A 17970-nucleotide genomic window follows, 5' to 3' on the forward strand; every position below is an offset into this window, starting at 1 on the left:
CTCAGGCGTTTTGCCGCCGCTGCGTGGTTCCAGCGCCAGCAACCCGCGTATTGGGGCGCGTTTTCAAGTATCCTCTCGCATTGGCCCTTGCTTGACCACCCAACCTCATGCGGCTCGAAAAGATCAAAATCGCCGGTTTCAAGTCCTTTGTCGACCCCACCACTGTGCCTTTTCCGAGCAATTTGGTCGGCATTGTGGGGCCAAACGGCTGCGGCAAGTCGAATGTGATCGACGCGGTGCGCTGGGTGATGGGCGAGAGCTCGGCCAAGATGCTGCGCGGGGAGTCCATGGCCGATGTGATTTTCAATGGCTCGACCGGGCGCAAGCCGGTGGGCATGGCGACCATTGAGTTGCTATTCGACAACAGCGACGGCGGCGCGGGCGGGGCCTTCGCCGCCTTCGGGCAGATTTCGGTCAAGCGCCAGGTGTCGCGCGATGGTCAGTCGAGCTATTTCCTGAACGGCTCGCGCTGCCGCCGGCGCGATATTCAGGATCTTTTTCTTGGCACGGGGCTTGGGCCGCGCAGTTATTCCATTATCGAACAGGGCATGATCTCGCGCTTCATCGAGGCGCGCCCGGAAGAGCTGCGGCTGTTTATCGAGGAAGCCGCTGGTATTTCCAAATACAAGGAGCGCCGGCGCGAGACCGAGAACCGCATGCGCCACACACGCGAGAACCTTGAGCGACTCGAGGACGTGCGCGATGAGGTGTCCAAGCAATTGCAGCATCTTGAGCGCCAGGCGGCCACGGCGGAGAAGTATCGCCAGCTCAAGGCGCTGGAGGAGACACTCAAGGCCCAGCTTGCCGCCCTGCATTGGCGCGATCTCGACACCGACATCAACACCCGCGAGCGCGCCCTGGCCGCCGCCGAGAACGCGCTCGAGGCCAACCGTGCCCAGCAGCGCGCCTGCGAGGCCGAGATCGAACGCCTGCGCGCCGCCCATGCCGATGCCTCCGAGCAGTTCAACCAGGTGCAGGGCCAATATTATGCCGTGGGCTCGGAGATCGCCCGGCTGGAGCAGGCCATCAGCTTCGCGCGCGAGCGCCGCGGCCGTCAGCAAACCGAGCTGGCGCGCGTCGAGCAGGAACTGACCGACGCCCAGCAGCTCGGCACGCGCGACCGCGATCGTCTCGCCGAACTCGACGCCGAGCTAACGCGCGATCAACCCGAGCTGGAACGTGCCCGCGAGCAGCTTGAAGGGCTGAGCGAGCAACTTGAACAAGCACAAGAGGTGCTCGATCGCATCCAGCGGCAATGGGATGACTGGCAAACGCGCGTCAGCGAGCCGGCGCAGCAGGCGCAGCTCGAGCGCGGGCGCATCAATCAGATCGAACAACGCCTGAACCAGGATCAGCAGCGCGCCGAGCGCTTGCAGCAAGAGTTGACGCGCCTGGACACGGCGGAGCTGCAAACCCGACTTGAACGTCTGGCCGAGCGCACCGAAGGGCTGGATGAGCGCATCAGCCTGGCCGCCGACACACAGACCCGCGCCAGCGAGCAATTGCGCGACGCCGACGAAGAGCGCCGCGCCCTGGCCGGCCGCCTGGATGCCGCGCGCACCGAACTGCAAAGCGCGCGCGGTCGCCAGTCCTCGCTCGAGGCCCTGCAGGAAAGCGCCCTGGCCAATGACGATGAGGTTCGCGCCAATTGGCTGGATCAACAGGGCCTGCTCGACGCGCCGCGCCTGATCGATCTGCTGGAAGTCGCCAGCGGCTGGGAGAACGCGGTCGAGGCCGCGCTCGGCCAGGCCCTGGGCGCTATCGGCAGCGAGGCTTTCGCGCAGCACGCCGAACTGGCCGGCGGAACTGGCCTGATGCTGTTCGACCGCACAGCGTGCGCATCGAGCGCGCCCGCCGCGAGCGATCGCCTGCTCGCGCGCATCACCAGCGACTGGCCGCTCGAGGGACTCCTCGGCCAGTATCTGTGCGCCGAGGATCTCCCCGCGGCCCTGGCCCGGCGCGAACAACTCGCCCCGGGGGAATGCCTGGTCACCCGCGACGGCACCCTGGTTGGGCGCGACTGGCTGCATGGCACGGCACCCGATGGCCCCGGCCTGGCCGGCAGCCTGGTGCGCGCCGAGGAGCTGAAAAGCCTGCAGGCCCAGACCGAGGAACTCGAGGAGGTCATCGCCGTGATGGCCGAACAGCAAAGCACCTTGGCCGAGGGGCGCGCGCAGCTTGAGCGCGAGCGCGAGGCGGCCATGAACAGCGTCACCCAGCTCAGCCGCGAACGCGCCGCCATGGACGCCGAGATCGGCGCCGGACGCGCGCGCCTGGAGCACCTGCGCGAACGTGGCGAAGCGCTGCAAAGCGAGCTGGCCGAGCTGGCCGAGACGCGCGCAACCGGGCTTGAAGACCTGGAAGAAACGCGCGAGCGCCTGAACCTCGCACTCGAGGCCAGCGAGCAGGTCGCCGCCGAGCGTGATCAGTGCGGACGCGAACGCGAGCGCCTGCGCGCCGCCCTGACCAGCGTGCGCGCCGAGGAACAGCAGGCGCGCAACCGGGTTGCCGAACTGACGCTCAGCATCGAAACCCGCCGCGCCTCGCGCGAGGCCACCCAGGCCAACCTGGAGCGCGCCGAGCAGCAGCTCAGCCAACTCGGGCACAGGCGTGATGAACTGCGCGCGGAACTCGAAGCCGCCGCCGAACCCGAGACCGAAGCACGGGAACAGCTCGACACTCAGCTTGAGCGGCGCCTGGAGGTGGAAGAGGCACTCAGCACCGCGCGCACCCAGATGGAAGAACTCAACACCGAGGTCAGGGAGCAGGAGCAGGAGCGCCATCGCCTGGAGCAGGCCAATGCAACGGCCCAGGCCGACCTGGCCGAGCGCCGGGTGCAGTTACAGGAGCGCCTGGTGCGCCGGCGCACCTTCGAGGAACAGCTCGCCAGCGACGGCAAGGAGCCGCGCGCCCTGCTCCAGGGGCTGGAGACCGGCGCCACGGCCGAGGTCTGGCAGCAGCGCCTGAGCGAGATCGGCGGCAAAATCTCGCGCCTGGGCAACATCAACCTGGCCGCCATCGATGAGTTTCAGGAGCAATCCGAGCGCATGCGCTACCTTGAGGACCAGCGCCAGGACATTCAGTCCTCGCTCGACACCCTCGAGAGCGCAATTCGCAAAATCGACCGCGAGACCCGCACCCGCTTCAAGGAGACCTACGACCGCGTCAATTCAGGCTTGCAAGCGCTGTTTCCGCGCCTGTTCGGCGGCGGCAACGCCTATCTGGAACTCACCGACGACGACCTGCTCGAAACCGGCGTCACCATCATGGCGCGCCCCCCTGGCAAGCGCAACGCCAGTATTCATTTGCTCTCCGGCGGCGAGAAGGCACTCACCGCCGTGGCCCTGGTGTTCGCCATCTTCGAACTCAACCCGGCGCCCTTCTGCCTGCTCGACGAGGTCGACGCGCCGCTCGATGATGCCAACGTTAACCGCTTCTGCCAGCTGGTGCGGGAAATGTCCGCGCGCACCCAGTTTATTTTCATTAGCCACAACAAGGTCACCATGGAGATCGCCGATCAGCTCATTGGCGTGACCATGCACGAGCCCGGCGTCTCGCGCCTGGTTTCAGTCGACATCGAGGATGCCGCGCGTTTGGCGGGAGCGGCCTGAGCACATCTGCAATTTCCCCTGTGATTGGTATACTCAGGGGTCAGAACCGGACAACACGGGATTCAAGGCTTCGATGGACGCCACCACACTGCGCATCATTCTGCTGATTGTCGGCATTGCTTTCCTGGTCGCGCTCTATATGTGGGAGCGCCACCGCAAGTTGCGTTCTGACGCCGGGCGCTTGAATGGTGCCTCGCCCAAGGTCAGGGCAAGAGAAAAACGCGAGCCCAACCTTGGCATCGGGGACGGCGAGGAGGAAGGCGACTGGCAGCCCGGGCAAGAGGCATCCGACCGGGGCGACCCTGACGACACCCCGGGCGAGGGTGATTATTCGGCCGCCACCAACGCACGCAATCCCGCCGCCACAGGCAACAACGAGAATCACGAATACCAGGAAGCTCGCACCGGGGAACTGGACCCGGCGGATATTGCTGGCATTGTCACCAATACTGAAAAGGGCCCCATCATCCAGGTCTTTGTAGTGGCGCGCGAGGGCAGTCTCTCGGGCCGCGACATTCTTGCCGCCGCCAGTCGGCATTTTCTGGTCGCCGGGAGCAAGGATATTTTTCATCGAATTGCTGACGAACCGGGGCAAACCCGTACCCTTTTTAGCATGGCCAACCTGGTTCAGCCCGGCAACTTCCCCCTCTATCCCGACCAGGACGAGGCAATGGCAGCGTTCGAGACGCGTGGCCTCGCGCTCTTTTGCCAAATGCACGGCAAGTATCAAGACATCGAGGCGCTGGATGCCATGCTGACCACGGCCAAATCCCTGGCGCGCGAGTTGACCGCCGAGGTCGAGGACGCACGGCATCGGCCGATCAGCGTCAGGCGCATTGAGAGCCTGCGCAATGCCGTGATTGACTATGCCGCCCCGCACTCCAAGGCAACTAGAGCCGATGCTGACTCCGATAAGGGTCAGAACGACCACACCGACTCATGAAAGAGACAAGCCCGACGAAGCCAGGCGAAGCACACGCAAAAGAACTCCATCGCCTACTCGAGCAACATAATTATCGCTACTTCGTCCTGGATGACCCGGAGATTCCGGACGCTGAATTCGACGCCCTGCTGCGCGAACTCCAGCAAATCGAGGAACAGCATCCCGAACTGCGCACGCCAGATTCGCCTACCCAGCGGGTTGGCGCACCACCGGCCGAGCGCTTCGCCCCGGCGGAGCATCTGGCGCCCATGCTCTCGCTCGGCAACGCCCGCACCCCTGATGATCTGCGCGACTTCGACCAGCGCATTCGGCGCGAACTCGGCCTTGAGCAAGTGCGCTATGTCGCCGAGCCCAAGCTTGACGGCCTGGCCATCAGCTTGCTTTATGAAGACGGCCTGCTGACTCGGGCCGCCACCCGGGGTGATGGGCGCACCGGCGAGGAGGTCACCGCGCAGGTCCGCACCATTGGTGCCGTCCCTCTGCGACTGCGCGGCACAGACTGGCCGCGACGGCTCGAGGTACGCGGTGAGGTGTATTTGCCCCTTGCCGGCTTCGAGGCACTCAAGCAACGCATGCTCGATCAGGGACAAACGCCCTTCAAAAACCCGCGCAATGCCGCGGCGGGGAGCCTGCGCCAACTCGATCCGTGCATCACCGCCAGCCGACCGCTGACCATGTTCTGCCATGGCTTCGGCGCTGTCGATGGGGGCGATCTTGGCGCCACCCAGAGCGCCGCGCTCGCCCGCCTGCGTGATTTTGGGCTGCGAGTCTGCCCGGAGTCGACCTGCGTCACCGGCGCCGAGGGTTGCATTGACTACCAGGGGGCCATGGCCGCGCGACGCGATGCACTCGATTACGAAATCGATGGGGTAGTGTTCAAGGTGGATGACCTGGCAGCCCAGCGACGGCTCGGCTTTCGCGCGCGCGATCCAATCTGGGCAATCGCCTTCAAATACCCGCCACGCGAAGAGCAAACCAAAGTGAGAGCGGTGGAATTTCAGGTCGGACGCACTGGTGCTGTCACCCCAGTGGCGCGGCTCGAGCCCGTGGATGTCGCTGGGGTCACCGTCTCCAACGCCACCCTGCATAATATCGATGAAGTCCACCGCAAGGACGTGCGCGCCGGCGATACCGTGATCGTGCGGCGTGCCGGTGACGTCATCCCTGAAGTCGTCGGCGTGGTCACCGCCCTGCGCCCGCCGGGAACCGAGCCGGTTGCCCTGCCATCGCACTGCCCGGTATGCGGCTCGGACGTCATCCGTGCGGAGGGCGAGGCGGTCGCCCGCTGCAGCGGCGGTCTGATCTGCTCCGCCCAACGCAAAGAGGCGCTCAAGCATTTTGCCTCGCGCCGCGCGCTCGATATCGACGGACTTGGCGACAAACTGATTGAACAACTCATTGAGCAGGATCTGGTTAAAACCCCAGCCGATCTCTTCGCGCTCAGCCCGGAGCAACTATCAAATCTTCCGCGCATGGGCGAGAAATCAGCAAAGAATCTCGTCGCCAAGCTCGACCAGAGCCGCGAGACAACCCTGGCCAGATTCATCCACGCGCTTGGTATTCGCGAAGTGGGGGAAACCATGGCCACAGCGCTAGCCATGCATTTTGGCGCACTCGAGCCCCTGATGGAGGCCGATGAAGAAGCCCTGATCGCCATTGACGGCGTGGGGCAGAGGGTCGCCCAGCATATTCGCGGCTTCTTCGCCCAGGAGCACAACCGAGAGGTGATCGCGCATTTGATCGACCCCGATGGCGCCAGACTGCACTGGCCCGATCCTCCTCGCCCAAACGCCCCCAAGGACTTACCCCTGACTGGCACAACCTTTGTCTTGACCGGCACCCTGACGCGTCCAAGAGATGACATGAAAGCAGAGTTGATTGCTCGCGGAGCCAAAGTCACGGGCGCCGTTTCATCCAACACTGACTATGTGGTCGCCGGCGAGAACCCCGGCAGCAAGGCGACCAAGGCCGCCCAGCTCGGCATCCCCGTTCTCGACGAAACCCAGCTGCGCTTACTGCTTGCCGACCCAGGTCCGAATGGCTTGCCATAATGGGCGAACTCTTCCTTGCCGAGTACCGTCCCGCCGAGCACCGCGTGGTTAGGCTCCCCTTTCGCAACGGCCAACTAGCCCCAATTCTTGCTCAACAGACGCTAACAATTCACTCTCATCATTCCCCACAATCCTCATAGGAGACTGCCGGATGCAGGACCTTAGCAAAGAACAGCAAATTTTGATCGCCATGCGCAAGACGCTGGCTGCCATCGTCAGGGACGTCACCCCGCCACCCGGCATGAAGCATCCACTCTCCGAGGGGACAATCGAGGACGTGCGTCAGTGTTTTGGACTCATTTCAGCGCGGGAAAAAGAACTGGCCGATATCGATGGCCGTGGCGGTGAGCGTCCTTACTACCCCGACCAGAAGCAACCGGCCCAAGTCATTTCAGTGGCCAACATCGGCAAGAAAACGTCCGATTTACATTGAATGACTCCACAGTGATGTTGATGCAGCTAAACAAAACCACCCGCGTGCTCCCTGTGGAAGTTCATCCTTGACAATTTGCCAAGCAGGACATGAGCAAGACCTAGTGGATTACCATTGTCCATACCAGAGCCAGAAAAAAAAAAATTGATCACCGCGATCTTTTGAGCAAAAAAAAAGCAGCGGGAACCGCTGCTTTTCGTCAATAAGACAGACTCGAGAGTCGAAGCTTTACCGAGCGCCGCGACATTCGCCTGTCATTCCCAATATGAGTCAGCCAGAAAAAGACCCGGGCTTTTACAAAGGTGGGATACCGTCGTTTAGCCAGTTAAGGTCTGTGCCGAGCAGAATAAAATGGATCAACAACCCAAGAAGAAATTGGGATGCGAAAATGGTGATGATCGCTCTGCGCGGGTCGATAATTTTCCAGATTTTATGCATGTCCAACTCCGATCAAAAGGACTGAAGCCTTCCTGAAACAGAACAGGAGGCCCTTCCCTTCGATTACAGCCAGGGACGATACATCCAGGCCAACAGATGTGCGACAACGACCAGACCGAAATAAGCGGTCATGCTGGACATGAAAATGCCGTGAAATTCTTTGGCCTCGCTCTCGCTCAGTCCCGTCATACTTTTTTCAGCCATTGCTATAGCCTCTAGTGTGTTCCTGACCTTACGGCCATCTCAGCGCTATCTTTTTTGAATGCCTGCAACTCCAGAATGGGCTGGGGCAGTGATCAAAAAAATCCTTTTGACCAACAGGCGCGGAGGCAGCAGAACCCAAGGCGCCCGGCTGCCACCGCTTACCTGTGAAGTCTAGCGCTATCAGTTGGTAGTGCGAGCCTCTGGCATCGCGGACATCTGGCCAGCAGGAGCTGCCCCAGCGCCCATGTAGGAAGTCGGAATGCCATCGTCCAACCAGTTCAGGTCGGAACCGAGCAGGATGAAATGGATCAGCAGACCCAGCACGAGTTGGAAGCCAGCGATAGCTACCAGAGTCCGGCGAGGATCAAAGAAGGTCCAGATTTTGTACATTCCGGTGAATTTGTCGTTACTCATGATCTTGTCTCCACATTTGGGTGCGGCGAATCCGGTGGGTTTGGATTTCAAAGCCGCGTAATATCACGTTTACTGTCAGCTGTCCGCTTTTCTGGCATTACAGCCAGGGACGATACATCCAAGCCAACAGATGAGCGACGACCACGAGACCAAAGTAGGCGGTCATGCTGGACATGAAGATACCGTGGAATTCTTTGGCTTCGCTGTCGGTCAAGCCAGTCATGCTCTTTTCAGCCATGGTGATTACCTCGTTGTTTCAGGTTTGGCCCAAAGGGCCTTTTCAGCCATCAATGAATTTCGGCGGTCCCTCGCCTCGATCAACCGAATCCTTAGCGTTCCGCGGGTGCCGGCGGAGCTGGCATGGGTGCGGGTTGATAACGCATCGGTGCTGGAACGTACTGCATAGGCGGTGCCGCGGTTTCGGCTGGAGCGGCTGCTTCCGTTTCGCCTTCAGCAGCCGGGGCCTCTGATGCCGCGGCAGATGCATCCGCAACCGGTGCTAGTTCAGCCTCAGCCGCGGGAGCTGCCTCTGCCGGTGCTGCCTCTGCCTCAGCCGCGGGAGCTGCCTCAGCCGGTGCTGCCTCTGCCTCAGCCGCGGGAACTGCCTCTGCCGGTGCTGCTTCAGCTTCAGCCGCGGGAGCTGCCTCAGCTGGTGCTGCTTCAGCTTCAGCCGCGGGAGCTACCTCAGCCGGTGCTGCTTCAGCTTCAGCCGCGGGAGCTACCTCAGCCGGTGCTGCTTCAGCTTCAGCCGCGGGAGCTACCTCAGCCGGTGCTGCTTCAGCTTCAGCTGCGGGAGCTGCCTCTGCTTCAGCCTCGGCAGCAGCAGGCACGCCTTCCTCAACCGGAGCTTCTTCGGCCGCCGCAGTCTCGTAGAGAGCAGGATAGGCCTTCGCCATGGGCGCTCCAAACAAGGGCTTGTAGACACCTTGGTGACAGGTCTTGCAGTTGACCTTAAAAGCGTCACCAAGAGGCCCCTTACGGGACTCTGGCAAAATCTCGCCAAGGGGCGCGACATAGTCATTGTTCATGTCGCGAACATTGCGGATTGCATACCAAGCGGTCGTCCGCTGTGGGGTGCTTTGATCCCAAGCGGTAAAGGACCGCGAGTTATGGCAATAGGTGCAGTTCACCCCAAGACCATCCATGAAGTGTCCCATCAGGCTGTAAGTCCATTCGGCCTGTTTGATCGATTTACGATTTCCCTGTGGCAGCACGGTTTGGCCAATGATGCGAATTTCTTCATCGCCCAGCAGGAAAGGTGTAAAGGGATCGAAGGGCATTGAGGTATAACCGACCGCGTATCCGATGGTGTTCTGCCCGGTTGGCGACACCATTGACGGATGATCCGGACCTGGATCCGAAACCCAGACATACTCCGGCACGGGCTTGCCACGGTGGCAGGTGTAGCAGGTCACACCGGTGTCGGCCACATGGTCTTGCCAGGTCGAGTTCACTTCACGGGTCATTTGCAGCATGCGGCGAGAAGCGATCTTGGTGTAAACACCATCGGATTCCCACTGAACGCCTTCATGGCAGTAAGTGCAGCCTTCTTCCGGCGAGACCCAGGTGGTCAGGGCCACCATGGTGCGATTGAACTCATTGACCGTCAGGTCTCCGAGCACCTGGACGTTCTTGTAAACGTCCTTGGCCAACCCGCCACCCGGCGTCGCCGCCGGAATCGCATCGGGCGTCTGATTCGCTTCGACGAGTTTTTCCAACCGATCCGGATTGAACATTTGCTGCATGGCCAGGCCGCGATAGCCGTTCTGCACGACCTCGGGCGGTGGGGCTTCGCAGCCAACGATGAACGCGGTTGCACCCAGGCTCAGGAGTGCCAGCGCTTGATGATTACGCAGTTTCATTGCGCCACCCCCTGCGTCAGATAGGGATTCTCGATGGTCAGTTCAGACGGGTAACCAGGCGCCACACCGTGCTTCACTGCCCAAAGATACCAGTTTTCTACCACGGTACCGGTCAGCAGAATACCCAGACCAGCGGTAATGACAGTGAAGACCGCGAACCACCAGGCCCAGCGATGGATGGATTCCATGCTGGCATTGAAGCCCATGCACCAGCGCCAGAACAGCATGGCACGCTCGGCCGCCGTACCGCGATCGGTAATCTGATCGATCTCGCGATCACCGCCGTAGCGCGAAACAGCCAGGATGGTGCCGCCGTGCATGGCGAAGAGCACCGCGGAGCCGTACAGGAAGGCAATCGACAACGCATGGAAGGGATTATAGTAGAAATTCCCATAGCGGATCGAAATAGCAGCCGTCCAGTCAAGATGCGGGAAGATGCCGAAAGGCGGTGCCTCACCCCAACTACCCATGAGAATCGGGCGGATAAACCCAAGCGTGAGGTAGAAAAAGATGGCGGCCGCGAAGGCCCACGCGAGATGGGTGCTCATGCCGAGATCGACCGCGCGCTTGTAGACCCGGACCCACCACAGCAGGATGGAGAGGGTCAAAAAGAACCCGGCGATGAGCCACCAGCCGCCTTCAGCAAGCGGTGGGAAGCTTAGGCCATAAGCGGGCGGTGGTGGCTCCAGAGCCAACCAGAAAAAGTTCTTGACGAACAAGATCGGGTTCCAGTCGACCGAGGCCAGCATGTTGAGCCCCATGATCTCGATGGCGATGAAGCCAGCGATCAGGGAAGCGATGCCCCAACCCCCAAGATACAGCGGACCAATCTGCGCATCGCCAATCTTGCCGATCCAGTAATTGAAGATCGGCTTGCCAAGGCGAGGCAGACTGCCCCTTGGGAGCTCGACACCAGGGTAGCCCGGTTCGCGAACCTGGACCCTCGTGAAAATGTTTTGATATTCAGGCATTTTGGTGTCCTCAGATTACCAGATTGGGAGGTTGGGCCACCACATCCACCATTCTGGCCATCCGCGCGTCCAGAAGGGACCGGTCAGCAGGATACAGACCGCACTCCAGAAAGCCGCGTTGATTGCCAGGAAGACGCCCAGGCGATGGATGCCCAGGGCACCGATGGAATACCCCACGATGTCACGGAAGACGGTGTTCTCGTGCTCACCCGTCTTCACCGCCTCGCCGTCACGCGGGTTGGTCACGGACAAAATCAGTGAGCCATGCATCGCCAGCGCCAGACAGTTGGTGAAGAAGAAGCTGATCGCCAGCATGTGCGCCGGGTTGTAATGGAAGTGAAGCGTCTGGTAACCCACGTTGGAAACCCAGTCGAGGTGACTGAAAATTCCATAGGGAAAGCCATGCCCCCAAGCACCCATGAGCACCGGGCGGATGACCACCAGCGTGATATAGGCCAGAATCGCGAAGGCGAAGGCGAAAGGCACATGGAGCCCCATGCCCAGTTTGCGAGCAATCTCAACCTGTCTGAGCGCCCAGGACACAAAGGCCCCGATCGCGCAGATGGTGATGAACTGCCACAAACCTCCCTCTTTCAGTGGCGCGACACCCAGACCAACATCCAGATCGGGCGGAGCGATACTGATTTGCCAGATATTCCAAGTCGGCCCGAGAGCCGCTCCTAAAATGATTAGTAGGGTACCGAGGGTCGCGAAGAAGACCGCGGAGACTCCGAAGAAGCCGACATAAAACGGCCCCACCCAGAAGTCGAACAGGTCTCCCCCGACCAGCGTCCCACCGCGTACGCGGTATTTTTTTTCAAAACTCAGCATGGCCATCGTTAAATCCTCTGCTGGGGAGACACCATGACCTGCTGCCTCCACATAGCAACTCGGATGCTGGCCGACGCGCAAACCCGGGGGGCGAGTACGCGCCGGTCAGCACCATCCGAAAAGGCCTTCTTATTGATTTTGCGGCACCGAGGCGGCAGCCTGGTCCTGATAGGTGACCGGAATGCCGTCGTCGAGCCAGTTCAGGTCGGTGCTCAGCAGGATCATGTGAATACCCAGACCCAGAACGATCTGGAAAACGCCCAGTGCCACCAGGGTCTGAGCTGGGTTGATGATCTGCCAGATTTTGTGCAGGTTTTGCATGCTGTCGTTCATTTGTAAATTCTCCAAGTTTGGCGAGCAATGCCTAGCAACGGCATCTGCTAAAAAATGATTGGTCAATACGGGGCGATTGGCTTAAGGCCAATGGCGGATTACAGCCAGGGGCGATACATCCAAGCCAACAGATGCGCGAATACAACCAGACCAAAATAGGCGGTCATGCTGGACATGAAGATACCGTGGAATTCTTTTGCTTCAGCATCAGTCAAGCCGGTCATTGATTTCTCTGCCATGATTCAATCCTCAAATAAAGTGAGTGAAGCCTTGCGGCTGTCTTTCAGCGCGCCAGAGACGCACCATCCATTCTGCCGAGGGTTAAAAGACCCCTTACAGATTTAGCGCCCGTTCGACCCGGGCGGCCATGCGCTTCCTGGGTGCAAGACAACTCGACTGGCACCTCTGAAGCTTGAAACGCGGCGACGCCGAAGACATCGACTGCCTTGGTCACCGACCACGAACCTCTCGTGCTGCCGCGGACATTCATGCCACGGCCTCCTGATTCATTGCCGAGCCTGCTTGGCCGACGTGCTCGGCCGTGACCCGATCCGCCCCCGCTCGGCGCGCGGCGCGCTCGGCGGCATCGCGCAAGCGCTTGGCGGCGGAGATGCGCACCAGCACCGGCGCTGACTCAAGCAGCTCATCAAGCTTGAGTTTGGCGGCGCCCTCCCAGGGAAGCTCGCGATGCTCGTTGCCACTCGCGCGCGCGAGTGTTGCTTCGACCCGGTCGAGATCCGTGCCCAGCGGCAGGATATTGAACAGCGCGTCGAAAAGCGCGTTGCAAACTTCCTGCACCAGATAGGTCGCCCCGGAAAAACCCATGAAGGGAGTGCCGGTGTGGCGCCGCACCAGAGTGCCGGGGAGCGAGGCGGGAATAAAAGCGGCGCGTCCGCCCGCCTCGGCCAAATACATGCGCTCGTTGTAGCCACCGAAAACGATCAGCGGGGTCTTGCCGCGCACCGCCTCGCGTGTGGCGGCATTGTCGGTCTTGACGCCTGGGCGCCGCGCGATGGCGAAGTGGCAGGGCATGCCCAGCTCGTCTTCGAGATAATGGCGCACGCCACGGCTGTAGGTTTCGGTCGCGACAATGCCAAAGCTCGCGGTGCCGAAAAAGTCCTGTGTCACCGAGCGCCACAGATCCCAAATCGGCTTGATGGTGGTGTGCTTCTCGCGCTCAATGAAAGGCTCGGGGTCGAGACCCAGGAGTTCGCCGAGCTTGCGCAGAAACGCCACGGTACTGTGCAGACCGATGGGTGCTTGCAGGAAAGGCTTGTCGAGTGCCTCGCACAGCTTGCGGCCATATTCGCGGTACAGGCAGATGTTCACATCCGCATCGGCCAGACGCGGAATCTCATCGAGATGCGCGCCCAGCGGAAAAATCATGTTGATCCCGGCGCCCAGGCCCTCGACCAGGCGACGCACCTCGGCGAGATCCGAGGCGGTGTTGAAGCAACCATAAGCCGGGCCAATGATGTTGACGCTGGGTCCGGTTGTTTTATTGCGCTGAGCTGCTTTGGCCTTGGCGCTGGTCTTGCCTTGGCCACCGAACTGACTCCACAACCAGAAGATGGCGCGATCAGCACTCTGCCACTGGTCTTCGTCGATGGTGCGCGGCAAGAAGCGCTGAATCTTGGTGCCAGCCGGCGTCACGCCGCCACCGATCATCTCGGCGATAGACCCCGTCACAACAACGGCGGGCTGTTTCGGGTCCAGGGTAGCGAAGGCGCGCTTCATGGCGTTCTCGGTGCCTTCCTGGCCGAGTTCTTCCTCGCCCAGCCCAGTCACCACCACCGGCAGTTCATGCGGTGGTAGGGCGTCCGTGTAGTGCAGCACCGCTGTCACCGGCAGATTCTCACAGCCAACGGGGCCGTCGATAATGACTTGCAGGCCCTTGACGGCGGTAAAGACATAGACCGCTCCCCAATAGCCGCCAGCACGGTCGAGGTCGAGCACCAGCATCAGTGCGCCCCTCCCGCCGCAGCCATGGGCGCAGCGACGGCGACCCGTGGCATCGCCCGCGACTTCGCGGGCGGCATTGACGGCCAGACTCCGGCGGTCGCGCCCGTGCCGACACCTTTGAAGAAGTCGGTCATGCGATCAAAACGCGACTGGCTGGCCAGCGCCGCGTTCACCACCTGCGCCAGCGATCCGGCACCCGCCACTCCGATCAAGGGCCGCGCCGAGATCAGATTGGTGAAATAAAGCGCCGGAATGGATTGCTCCTTGGCATGCTGCACCACGGGCGTGGTGCCGATGGCCAAATCCGGCTTAATGGCGTCGACAGCGGATTTATCCTGCTCCAGCGACGCGCGGAAACGGACGGTCACGCCACGAGACTCAAGCCAATCACGATCGGCTTCGGCCCAGCGGGTGCGTCCAGTCGCGGTGCCAACATAGGGCACCTCGGCGCCACTCTCGACCAGTAAGCGGGCAACCAGCAGTTCCGAGCCTTCGTAGCCGGAAACGGTGATGGAGCCTTTGATCGGGGCTTGCGAGAGGGCGTTCTTGATGACCGGCAGCACGGCATTCTTGGCGGCCGCGACTTGCTCGGTCGGGATATTGCAGGCCTCGCCCACCGCGCTCAGCCAAGCGTCGGTGCCATCGTGCCCGACCGGCGCGGAGCCGATGATGGGCCGGCCCGCCTGCTCGAACTCACGGATGGAGGCCGCATAATAGGGATGGATGGCGGCTACGGCGGCACAGTCAAGCGCGCCATAGAACTCGCGCCATTCGCGCGTTGGGACCACGGGACCGGCGGCCAAGCCCAAGGGCTCCAGCAGCATGCCGATGCCGACGGGGTCGGCCGGGAACATTTCACCCAAGAGGGTCAGTGTCGGCTTTTGGCTGCGACCACCGCGCGGCGCCTGTACCGGGCCGGTCTCGGCCTCGCCACGGGCGCGTTTGAGCATGGCGCCACAGAGCACATCCTTCGCCTCGGCATGAGTGGGCACACCAAAGCCGGGCACGTCGATACCGATGATCCGTACGTTGTTGATGGATTGCGGCAACAGGCGCAGCGGCACGCCGGAGGCCGTTGGCACGCACAGGTTGACCACCACAATGGCGTCGTAGTGCTCGGGATCGGCGAGTTGCTCGACCGCCTCGCGCAGATCCTCGAACAACTTGCCCGTGACCAGGCTTTCTGAATCGAAGGGAACATAACCGACACTGCGCTTCGCCCCATAGAAATGGGAGGTGAAGCTCAGGCCATAGACACAGCATGCCGAGCCGCAGAGAACGGAGGCGGTGCGACGCATGCGCAAACCGATCCGCAGCGAACCAAAGGCCGGACACATGGTCTGCGGCCGATCATGAGGTCCGGCGGGATAGTCGGCGGCAAAGCGCTCAAGCAGCTCACTCTGACCCGAAGACTCCGCGGCACGGCGTAAATGGTCCTCGCCCGCATGACAACCGCCAGCGGACGCGGCCGCGATCTGGTCGGGGACCAGACCGGCTGCTGTTGGCGCTTGGTTGTTGGTTGGGCGAGGCATTGTTTTTAGAAAATAGAAATTAGGAGTTAGGAGTTAGGAGTTAGCATCTATTTGCTATCGACTATTTACTATTTGCTATCTTCTTATTTTCAGGCGTCGTCGTAGATGACTTCGAGTGAGGGCTTGACAGTTTTCTGGACGCTGCACATATCTTCTGGCTTGGCTGGCTCTAGGATCACATCGCGGCCGACGGCGTCGCTGGCGAAGAGACCCAGCAGATCCTCGTGGGCCAGCGGTGTTGTCTTGAGTGGCGGTGCCACCGCGACCTGCTCGGCCAACCCTTTGAACAAGCCGGCCCAGGGGCTGTCGAGCTTGCCGATGATCTGATAGGCCGCGCTCTTGCGGCGGATATCATCGTCCTGCGGAATCTCGGCCAGCACTGGCACCCCGACTTTCTCGGCGAAGCGCCGCGCCTCACCGGTGCCGTCATCTTTGTTGATGACCATGCCGGCGACACCGACATTGCCACCGAGCCCGCGAAAATACTCGACCGCAGAGCAGACATTGTTAGCGACATAAAGGGACTGCAGATCGTTGGAGCCGACCAGCATCACCTTCTGGCACATGTCGCGCGCGATCGGCAGGCCGAAGCCGCCGCAGACCACGTCGCCCAGGAAATCGAGCAGGACGTAGTCGAAATCCCAATCGTGAAAGCCCAGGCTGTCGAGCAGCTCGAAGCCATGAATGATGCCGCGTCCACCGCAACCGCGTCCGACCTCGGGGCCGCCAAGTTCCATGGCGAAGACACCGTCACGCTTGAAGCAGACATCGCCAATTTCGACCGGCTCGCCGGCAAGCTTCTTTTTGCTTGATGTCTCGATGATGGTCGGACAGGAGCGGCCGCCGAACAGCAGGGTGGCGGTATCGCTCTTGGGGTCACAGCCGATCAGCAGTACCTTCTTTCCCAATTGCGCGAACATGTAGGACAGGTTCGCCAGGGTGAAGCTCTTGCCAATGCCGCCCTTGCCGTAAATGGCGATGATCTCGGGGCGCTTGCCGGAGGAGCCGTTGCCACCAGATCCGGCGCCACCAGATCCGGCGCCACCAGATTCGGGCAGGCCAGACGGCTGCTCGAAGGGCTGGTCAGGCGCGAAATGGCCGGCGGGGCTAAACATCGACATGCCTCCAGTCAAGTATCATTTTCAGGCAGCTTGGGTCGGAGAAGGCGGTGACATAAGCCTCCGCCGCTTGTTCCGCTGGCAGCCTGTGCGTAATCAACCCGTCGAAGGACAGGCGACCGGACTCGATCAGGCTTTTCACGGCGATCAGATCGGGCTCTTTGAATTCCGCCGCCACCCGCAGACGCAACTCGCGCATGAAGGCAGGCGGGAAGTCGAACGCCAGCGGTGCTTCATAGAAGCCGGCGATGATGATCTCGCCGCCTGGGGCCAGGCGCGCGATCAGCACATCCAGCAGTTTGCTGTCGCCGCTGACATCGCAAATGCGGCGATAATCCCGGCGCTCGTCGCTTTCGGGAGCGATGACTTGGTAGCCCTCGGCGCCGGCGACGCGCTCGGGATTGCGTTCCCAGACCACCGGGGCTCCACCCATGGCCACGGCCAGGCGGGCCAGCAGGCGACCCAGAACACCATGGCCAATGATCAAATCTGGCGTTTGGCCGGACGGCGCATGACTGGCCGCCACCTCTGGCGCGATGGCGTGATGCGCGGTCGCCGCCAAGGCCATCAAAACGCCTTGTTCTCCCAGATCCGTCGGCAGGGGTAGCAAGCGATTGCCTGGTGCGATGACACGGGAGGCGGCGCCACCAAAGAGACCTGCCACTTCACCGTAACAACGCGCGCCAGGCACGAACACCTGTTCACCGACAACCCGACCGCTGTCCTCGCCCGCCGCCAGGATTTGGCCGACGGACTCATAGCCTGGCACCAGCGGATAGGCCAGACCGGGAAAAGGCGGCATCCGCCCGGACCAGAGCAAACGCTCGGTCCCGGTGCTGATGCCGCTCCAGTGAATGTCCACGACACAGTCAGCCGGGCTCGGCGGGGTCAGGTCCAAACGCCTGACCGCGAGCTGCTCGGGCTGCTCCAGAACGACCGCGAGGGTGTTCATGTCGATGGACATAGTCACTAGAAACCTTTGACTAAAACCTTTGGTTACCGCAATGACCCGTGGCGAGATGCCAACCCGGTGCTGGTCGGATGTTGGCCGGATGCTGACTGGGCGACCGCGAAATGCTTACCTGGTTTAGGTATCCCCCCGTGTCTCGCCGCCCAGCTACCTGAACAAAGTGGAGGGGCCAGGAACGATGAACTGCATGACAGGGATAACTTAGGTGTCAGTCTAGCCTGACTGAAAGATATGTCAAGCCTGATTTACACCTCATCTGTCAATCCAAGTTGCCAGCCCAGCTTTGCAGGCATCCTC

Annotated in this window: 17 protein-coding genes; 4 read left to right on the forward strand and 13 right to left on the reverse strand. The window is 61.5% G+C overall.

The features are described from left to right. Positions 1–107: 107 nt before the first annotated feature. The 4 genes from smc to Thiowin_RS21810 all read left to right on the forward strand — a co-directional run bounded on the left by smc (position 108) and on the right by Thiowin_RS21810 (position 7038). Positions 108–3611: a chromosome segregation protein SMC gene (gene smc, locus Thiowin_RS21795; RefSeq protein WP_328985067.1), complete on the forward strand. Its 3504-nt coding sequence runs from the start codon at positions 108–110 to the stop codon at positions 3609–3611. 73 nt (positions 3612–3684) lie between these two features. Then, on the forward strand, positions 3685–4554 hold the full coding sequence (locus tag Thiowin_RS21800; protein ID WP_328985069.1) for a cell division protein ZipA: 870 nt from the start codon (positions 3685–3687) through the stop codon (positions 4552–4554). Next, positions 4551–6605 carry an NAD-dependent DNA ligase LigA gene (gene ligA / locus Thiowin_RS21805; RefSeq protein ID WP_328985070.1) on the forward strand — a complete coding sequence of 685 codons (2055 nt, stop codon included), beginning with the start codon at positions 4551–4553 and terminating at the stop codon, positions 6603–6605. The genes Thiowin_RS21800 and ligA overlap by 4 nt, the downstream gene beginning before the upstream one ends. Positions 6606–6756: 151 nt before the next feature. Further along, positions 6757–7038 (forward strand): segregation and condensation protein A, encoded by a 282-nt coding sequence (locus Thiowin_RS21810; RefSeq protein ID WP_328985071.1) that lies wholly within the window; start codon positions 6757–6759, stop codon positions 7036–7038. A gap of 294 nt (positions 7039–7332) precedes the next feature. Here the strand turns inward: Thiowin_RS21810 and pufA (Thiowin_RS21815) are convergent, their stop codons facing one another. The 13 genes from pufA (Thiowin_RS21815) to bchC form a co-directional block, all read right to left on the reverse strand. Continuing rightward, complete coding sequence (pufA, locus tag Thiowin_RS21815) at positions 7333–7476, reverse strand: light-harvesting antenna LH1, alpha subunit (RefSeq protein ID WP_328985072.1); 144 nt, start codon at positions 7474–7476, stop codon at positions 7333–7335. Between the two features lie 63 nt (positions 7477–7539). Continuing rightward, positions 7540–7680: a light-harvesting antenna LH1, beta subunit gene (pufB, locus tag Thiowin_RS21820; protein WP_328985073.1), complete on the reverse strand. Its 141-nt coding sequence runs from the start codon at positions 7678–7680 to the stop codon at positions 7540–7542. Positions 7681–7860: 180 nt separating this feature from the next. Further along, the gene (gene pufA, locus Thiowin_RS21825; protein WP_328985074.1) at positions 7861–8094 is read right to left on the reverse strand and encodes a light-harvesting antenna LH1, alpha subunit; all 234 of its coding nucleotides are present in this window, start codon (positions 8092–8094) and stop codon (positions 7861–7863) included. Positions 8095–8191: 97 nt separating this feature from the next. Beyond that, positions 8192–8332 (reverse strand): light-harvesting antenna LH1, beta subunit, encoded by a 141-nt coding sequence (gene pufB / locus Thiowin_RS21830; protein WP_328985075.1) that lies wholly within the window; start codon positions 8330–8332, stop codon positions 8192–8194. A 91-nt stretch (positions 8333–8423) separates the two neighbouring features. Next, positions 8424–9956 (reverse strand): photosynthetic reaction center cytochrome PufC, encoded by a 1533-nt coding sequence (gene pufC, locus Thiowin_RS21835; protein WP_328985076.1) that lies wholly within the window; start codon positions 9954–9956, stop codon positions 8424–8426. Further along, positions 9953–10927, reverse strand: a complete 975-nt coding sequence (gene pufM, locus Thiowin_RS21840) for a photosynthetic reaction center subunit M (RefSeq protein ID WP_328985077.1) — start codon at positions 10925–10927, stop codon at positions 9953–9955. The genes pufC and pufM overlap by 4 nt, the downstream gene beginning before the upstream one ends. A gap of 15 nt (positions 10928–10942) precedes the next feature. Further along, positions 10943–11764 carry a photosynthetic reaction center subunit L gene (gene pufL, locus Thiowin_RS21845; protein WP_328988147.1) on the reverse strand — a complete coding sequence of 274 codons (822 nt, stop codon included), beginning with the start codon at positions 11762–11764 and terminating at the stop codon, positions 10943–10945. Positions 11765–11887: 123 nt separating this feature from the next. Further along, positions 11888–12091, reverse strand: coding sequence for a light-harvesting antenna LH1, alpha subunit (gene pufA, locus Thiowin_RS21850; protein WP_328985078.1), 204 nt, complete (start codon positions 12089–12091; stop codon positions 11888–11890). Between the two features lie 98 nt (positions 12092–12189). Beyond that, positions 12190–12330, reverse strand: coding sequence for a light-harvesting antenna LH1, beta subunit (gene pufB / locus Thiowin_RS21855; protein ID WP_328985079.1), 141 nt, complete (start codon positions 12328–12330; stop codon positions 12190–12192). Between the two features lie 247 nt (positions 12331–12577). Beyond that, positions 12578–14053 (reverse strand): chlorophyllide a reductase subunit Z, encoded by a 1476-nt coding sequence (gene bchZ, locus Thiowin_RS21860; protein ID WP_328985080.1) that lies wholly within the window; start codon positions 14051–14053, stop codon positions 12578–12580. Beyond that, positions 14053–15585: a chlorophyllide a reductase subunit Y gene (gene bchY / locus Thiowin_RS21865; RefSeq protein WP_328985081.1), complete on the reverse strand. Its 1533-nt coding sequence runs from the start codon at positions 15583–15585 to the stop codon at positions 14053–14055. The genes bchZ and bchY overlap by 1 nt, the downstream gene beginning before the upstream one ends. 89 nt (positions 15586–15674) lie before the next feature. Continuing rightward, complete coding sequence (locus Thiowin_RS21870; protein ID WP_328985082.1) at positions 15675–16700, reverse strand: chlorophyllide a reductase iron protein subunit X; 1026 nt, start codon at positions 16698–16700, stop codon at positions 15675–15677. Beyond that, positions 16693–17667: a chlorophyll synthesis pathway protein BchC gene (gene bchC / locus Thiowin_RS21875; RefSeq protein WP_328985083.1), complete on the reverse strand. Its 975-nt coding sequence runs from the start codon at positions 17665–17667 to the stop codon at positions 16693–16695. Before bchC ends, Thiowin_RS21870 begins: the two co-directional genes overlap by 8 nt. Between the last annotated feature and the right edge of the window lie 303 nt (positions 17668–17970).

Source organism: Thiorhodovibrio winogradskyi (assembly GCF_036208045.1).
GTDB classification, from domain to species: Bacteria; Pseudomonadota; Gammaproteobacteria; order Chromatiales; family Chromatiaceae; genus Thiorhodovibrio; species Thiorhodovibrio winogradskyi.

Bases quoted from the DNA above. Each gene is read 5' to 3' on its own strand.
- bchY (WP_328985081.1), bottom strand. From the start codon at position 15,585: ATGCCTCGCCCAACCAACAACCAAGCGCCAACAGCAGCCGGTCTGGTC.
- pufB (WP_328985075.1), bottom strand. From the start codon at position 8,332: ATGGCTGAAAAGAGCATGACTGGCTTGACCGACAGCGAAGCCAAAGAA.
- pufM (WP_328985077.1), bottom strand. From the start codon at position 10,927: ATGCCTGAATATCAAAACATTTTCACGAGGGTCCAGGTTCGCGAACCG.
- pufA (WP_328985072.1), bottom strand. From the start codon at position 7,476: ATGCATAAAATCTGGAAAATTATCGACCCGCGCAGAGCGATCATCACC.
- Thiowin_RS21870 (WP_328985082.1), bottom strand. From the start codon at position 16,700: ATGTTTAGCCCCGCCGGCCATTTCGCGCCTGACCAGCCCTTCGAGCAG.
- pufA (WP_328985078.1), bottom strand. From the start codon at position 12,091: ATGAACGACAGCATGCAAAACCTGCACAAAATCTGGCAGATCATCAAC.
- bchZ (WP_328985080.1), bottom strand. From the start codon at position 14,053: ATGCTGGTGCTCGACCTCGACCGTGCTGGCGGCTATTGGGGAGCGGTC.
- bchC (WP_328985083.1), bottom strand. From the start codon at position 17,667: ATGTCCATCGACATGAACACCCTCGCGGTCGTTCTGGAGCAGCCCGAG.
- pufB (WP_328985079.1), bottom strand. From the start codon at position 12,330: ATGGCAGAGAAATCAATGACCGGCTTGACTGATGCTGAAGCAAAAGAA.
- ligA (WP_328985070.1), top strand. From the start codon at position 4,551: ATGAAAGAGACAAGCCCGACGAAGCCAGGCGAAGCACACGCAAAAGAA.
- Thiowin_RS21810 (WP_328985071.1), top strand. From the start codon at position 6,757: ATGCAGGACCTTAGCAAAGAACAGCAAATTTTGATCGCCATGCGCAAG.
- pufB (WP_328985073.1), bottom strand. From the start codon at position 7,680: ATGGCTGAAAAAAGTATGACGGGACTGAGCGAGAGCGAGGCCAAAGAA.
- pufA (WP_328985074.1), bottom strand. From the start codon at position 8,094: ATGAGTAACGACAAATTCACCGGAATGTACAAAATCTGGACCTTCTTT.
- pufC (WP_328985076.1), bottom strand. From the start codon at position 9,956: ATGAAACTGCGTAATCATCAAGCGCTGGCACTCCTGAGCCTGGGTGCA.
- Thiowin_RS21800 (WP_328985069.1), top strand. From the start codon at position 3,685: ATGGACGCCACCACACTGCGCATCATTCTGCTGATTGTCGGCATTGCT.
- smc (WP_328985067.1), top strand. From the start codon at position 108: ATGCGGCTCGAAAAGATCAAAATCGCCGGTTTCAAGTCCTTTGTCGAC.
- pufL (WP_328988147.1), bottom strand. From the start codon at position 11,764: ATGGCCATGCTGAGTTTTGAAAAAAAATACCGCGTACGCGGTGGGACG.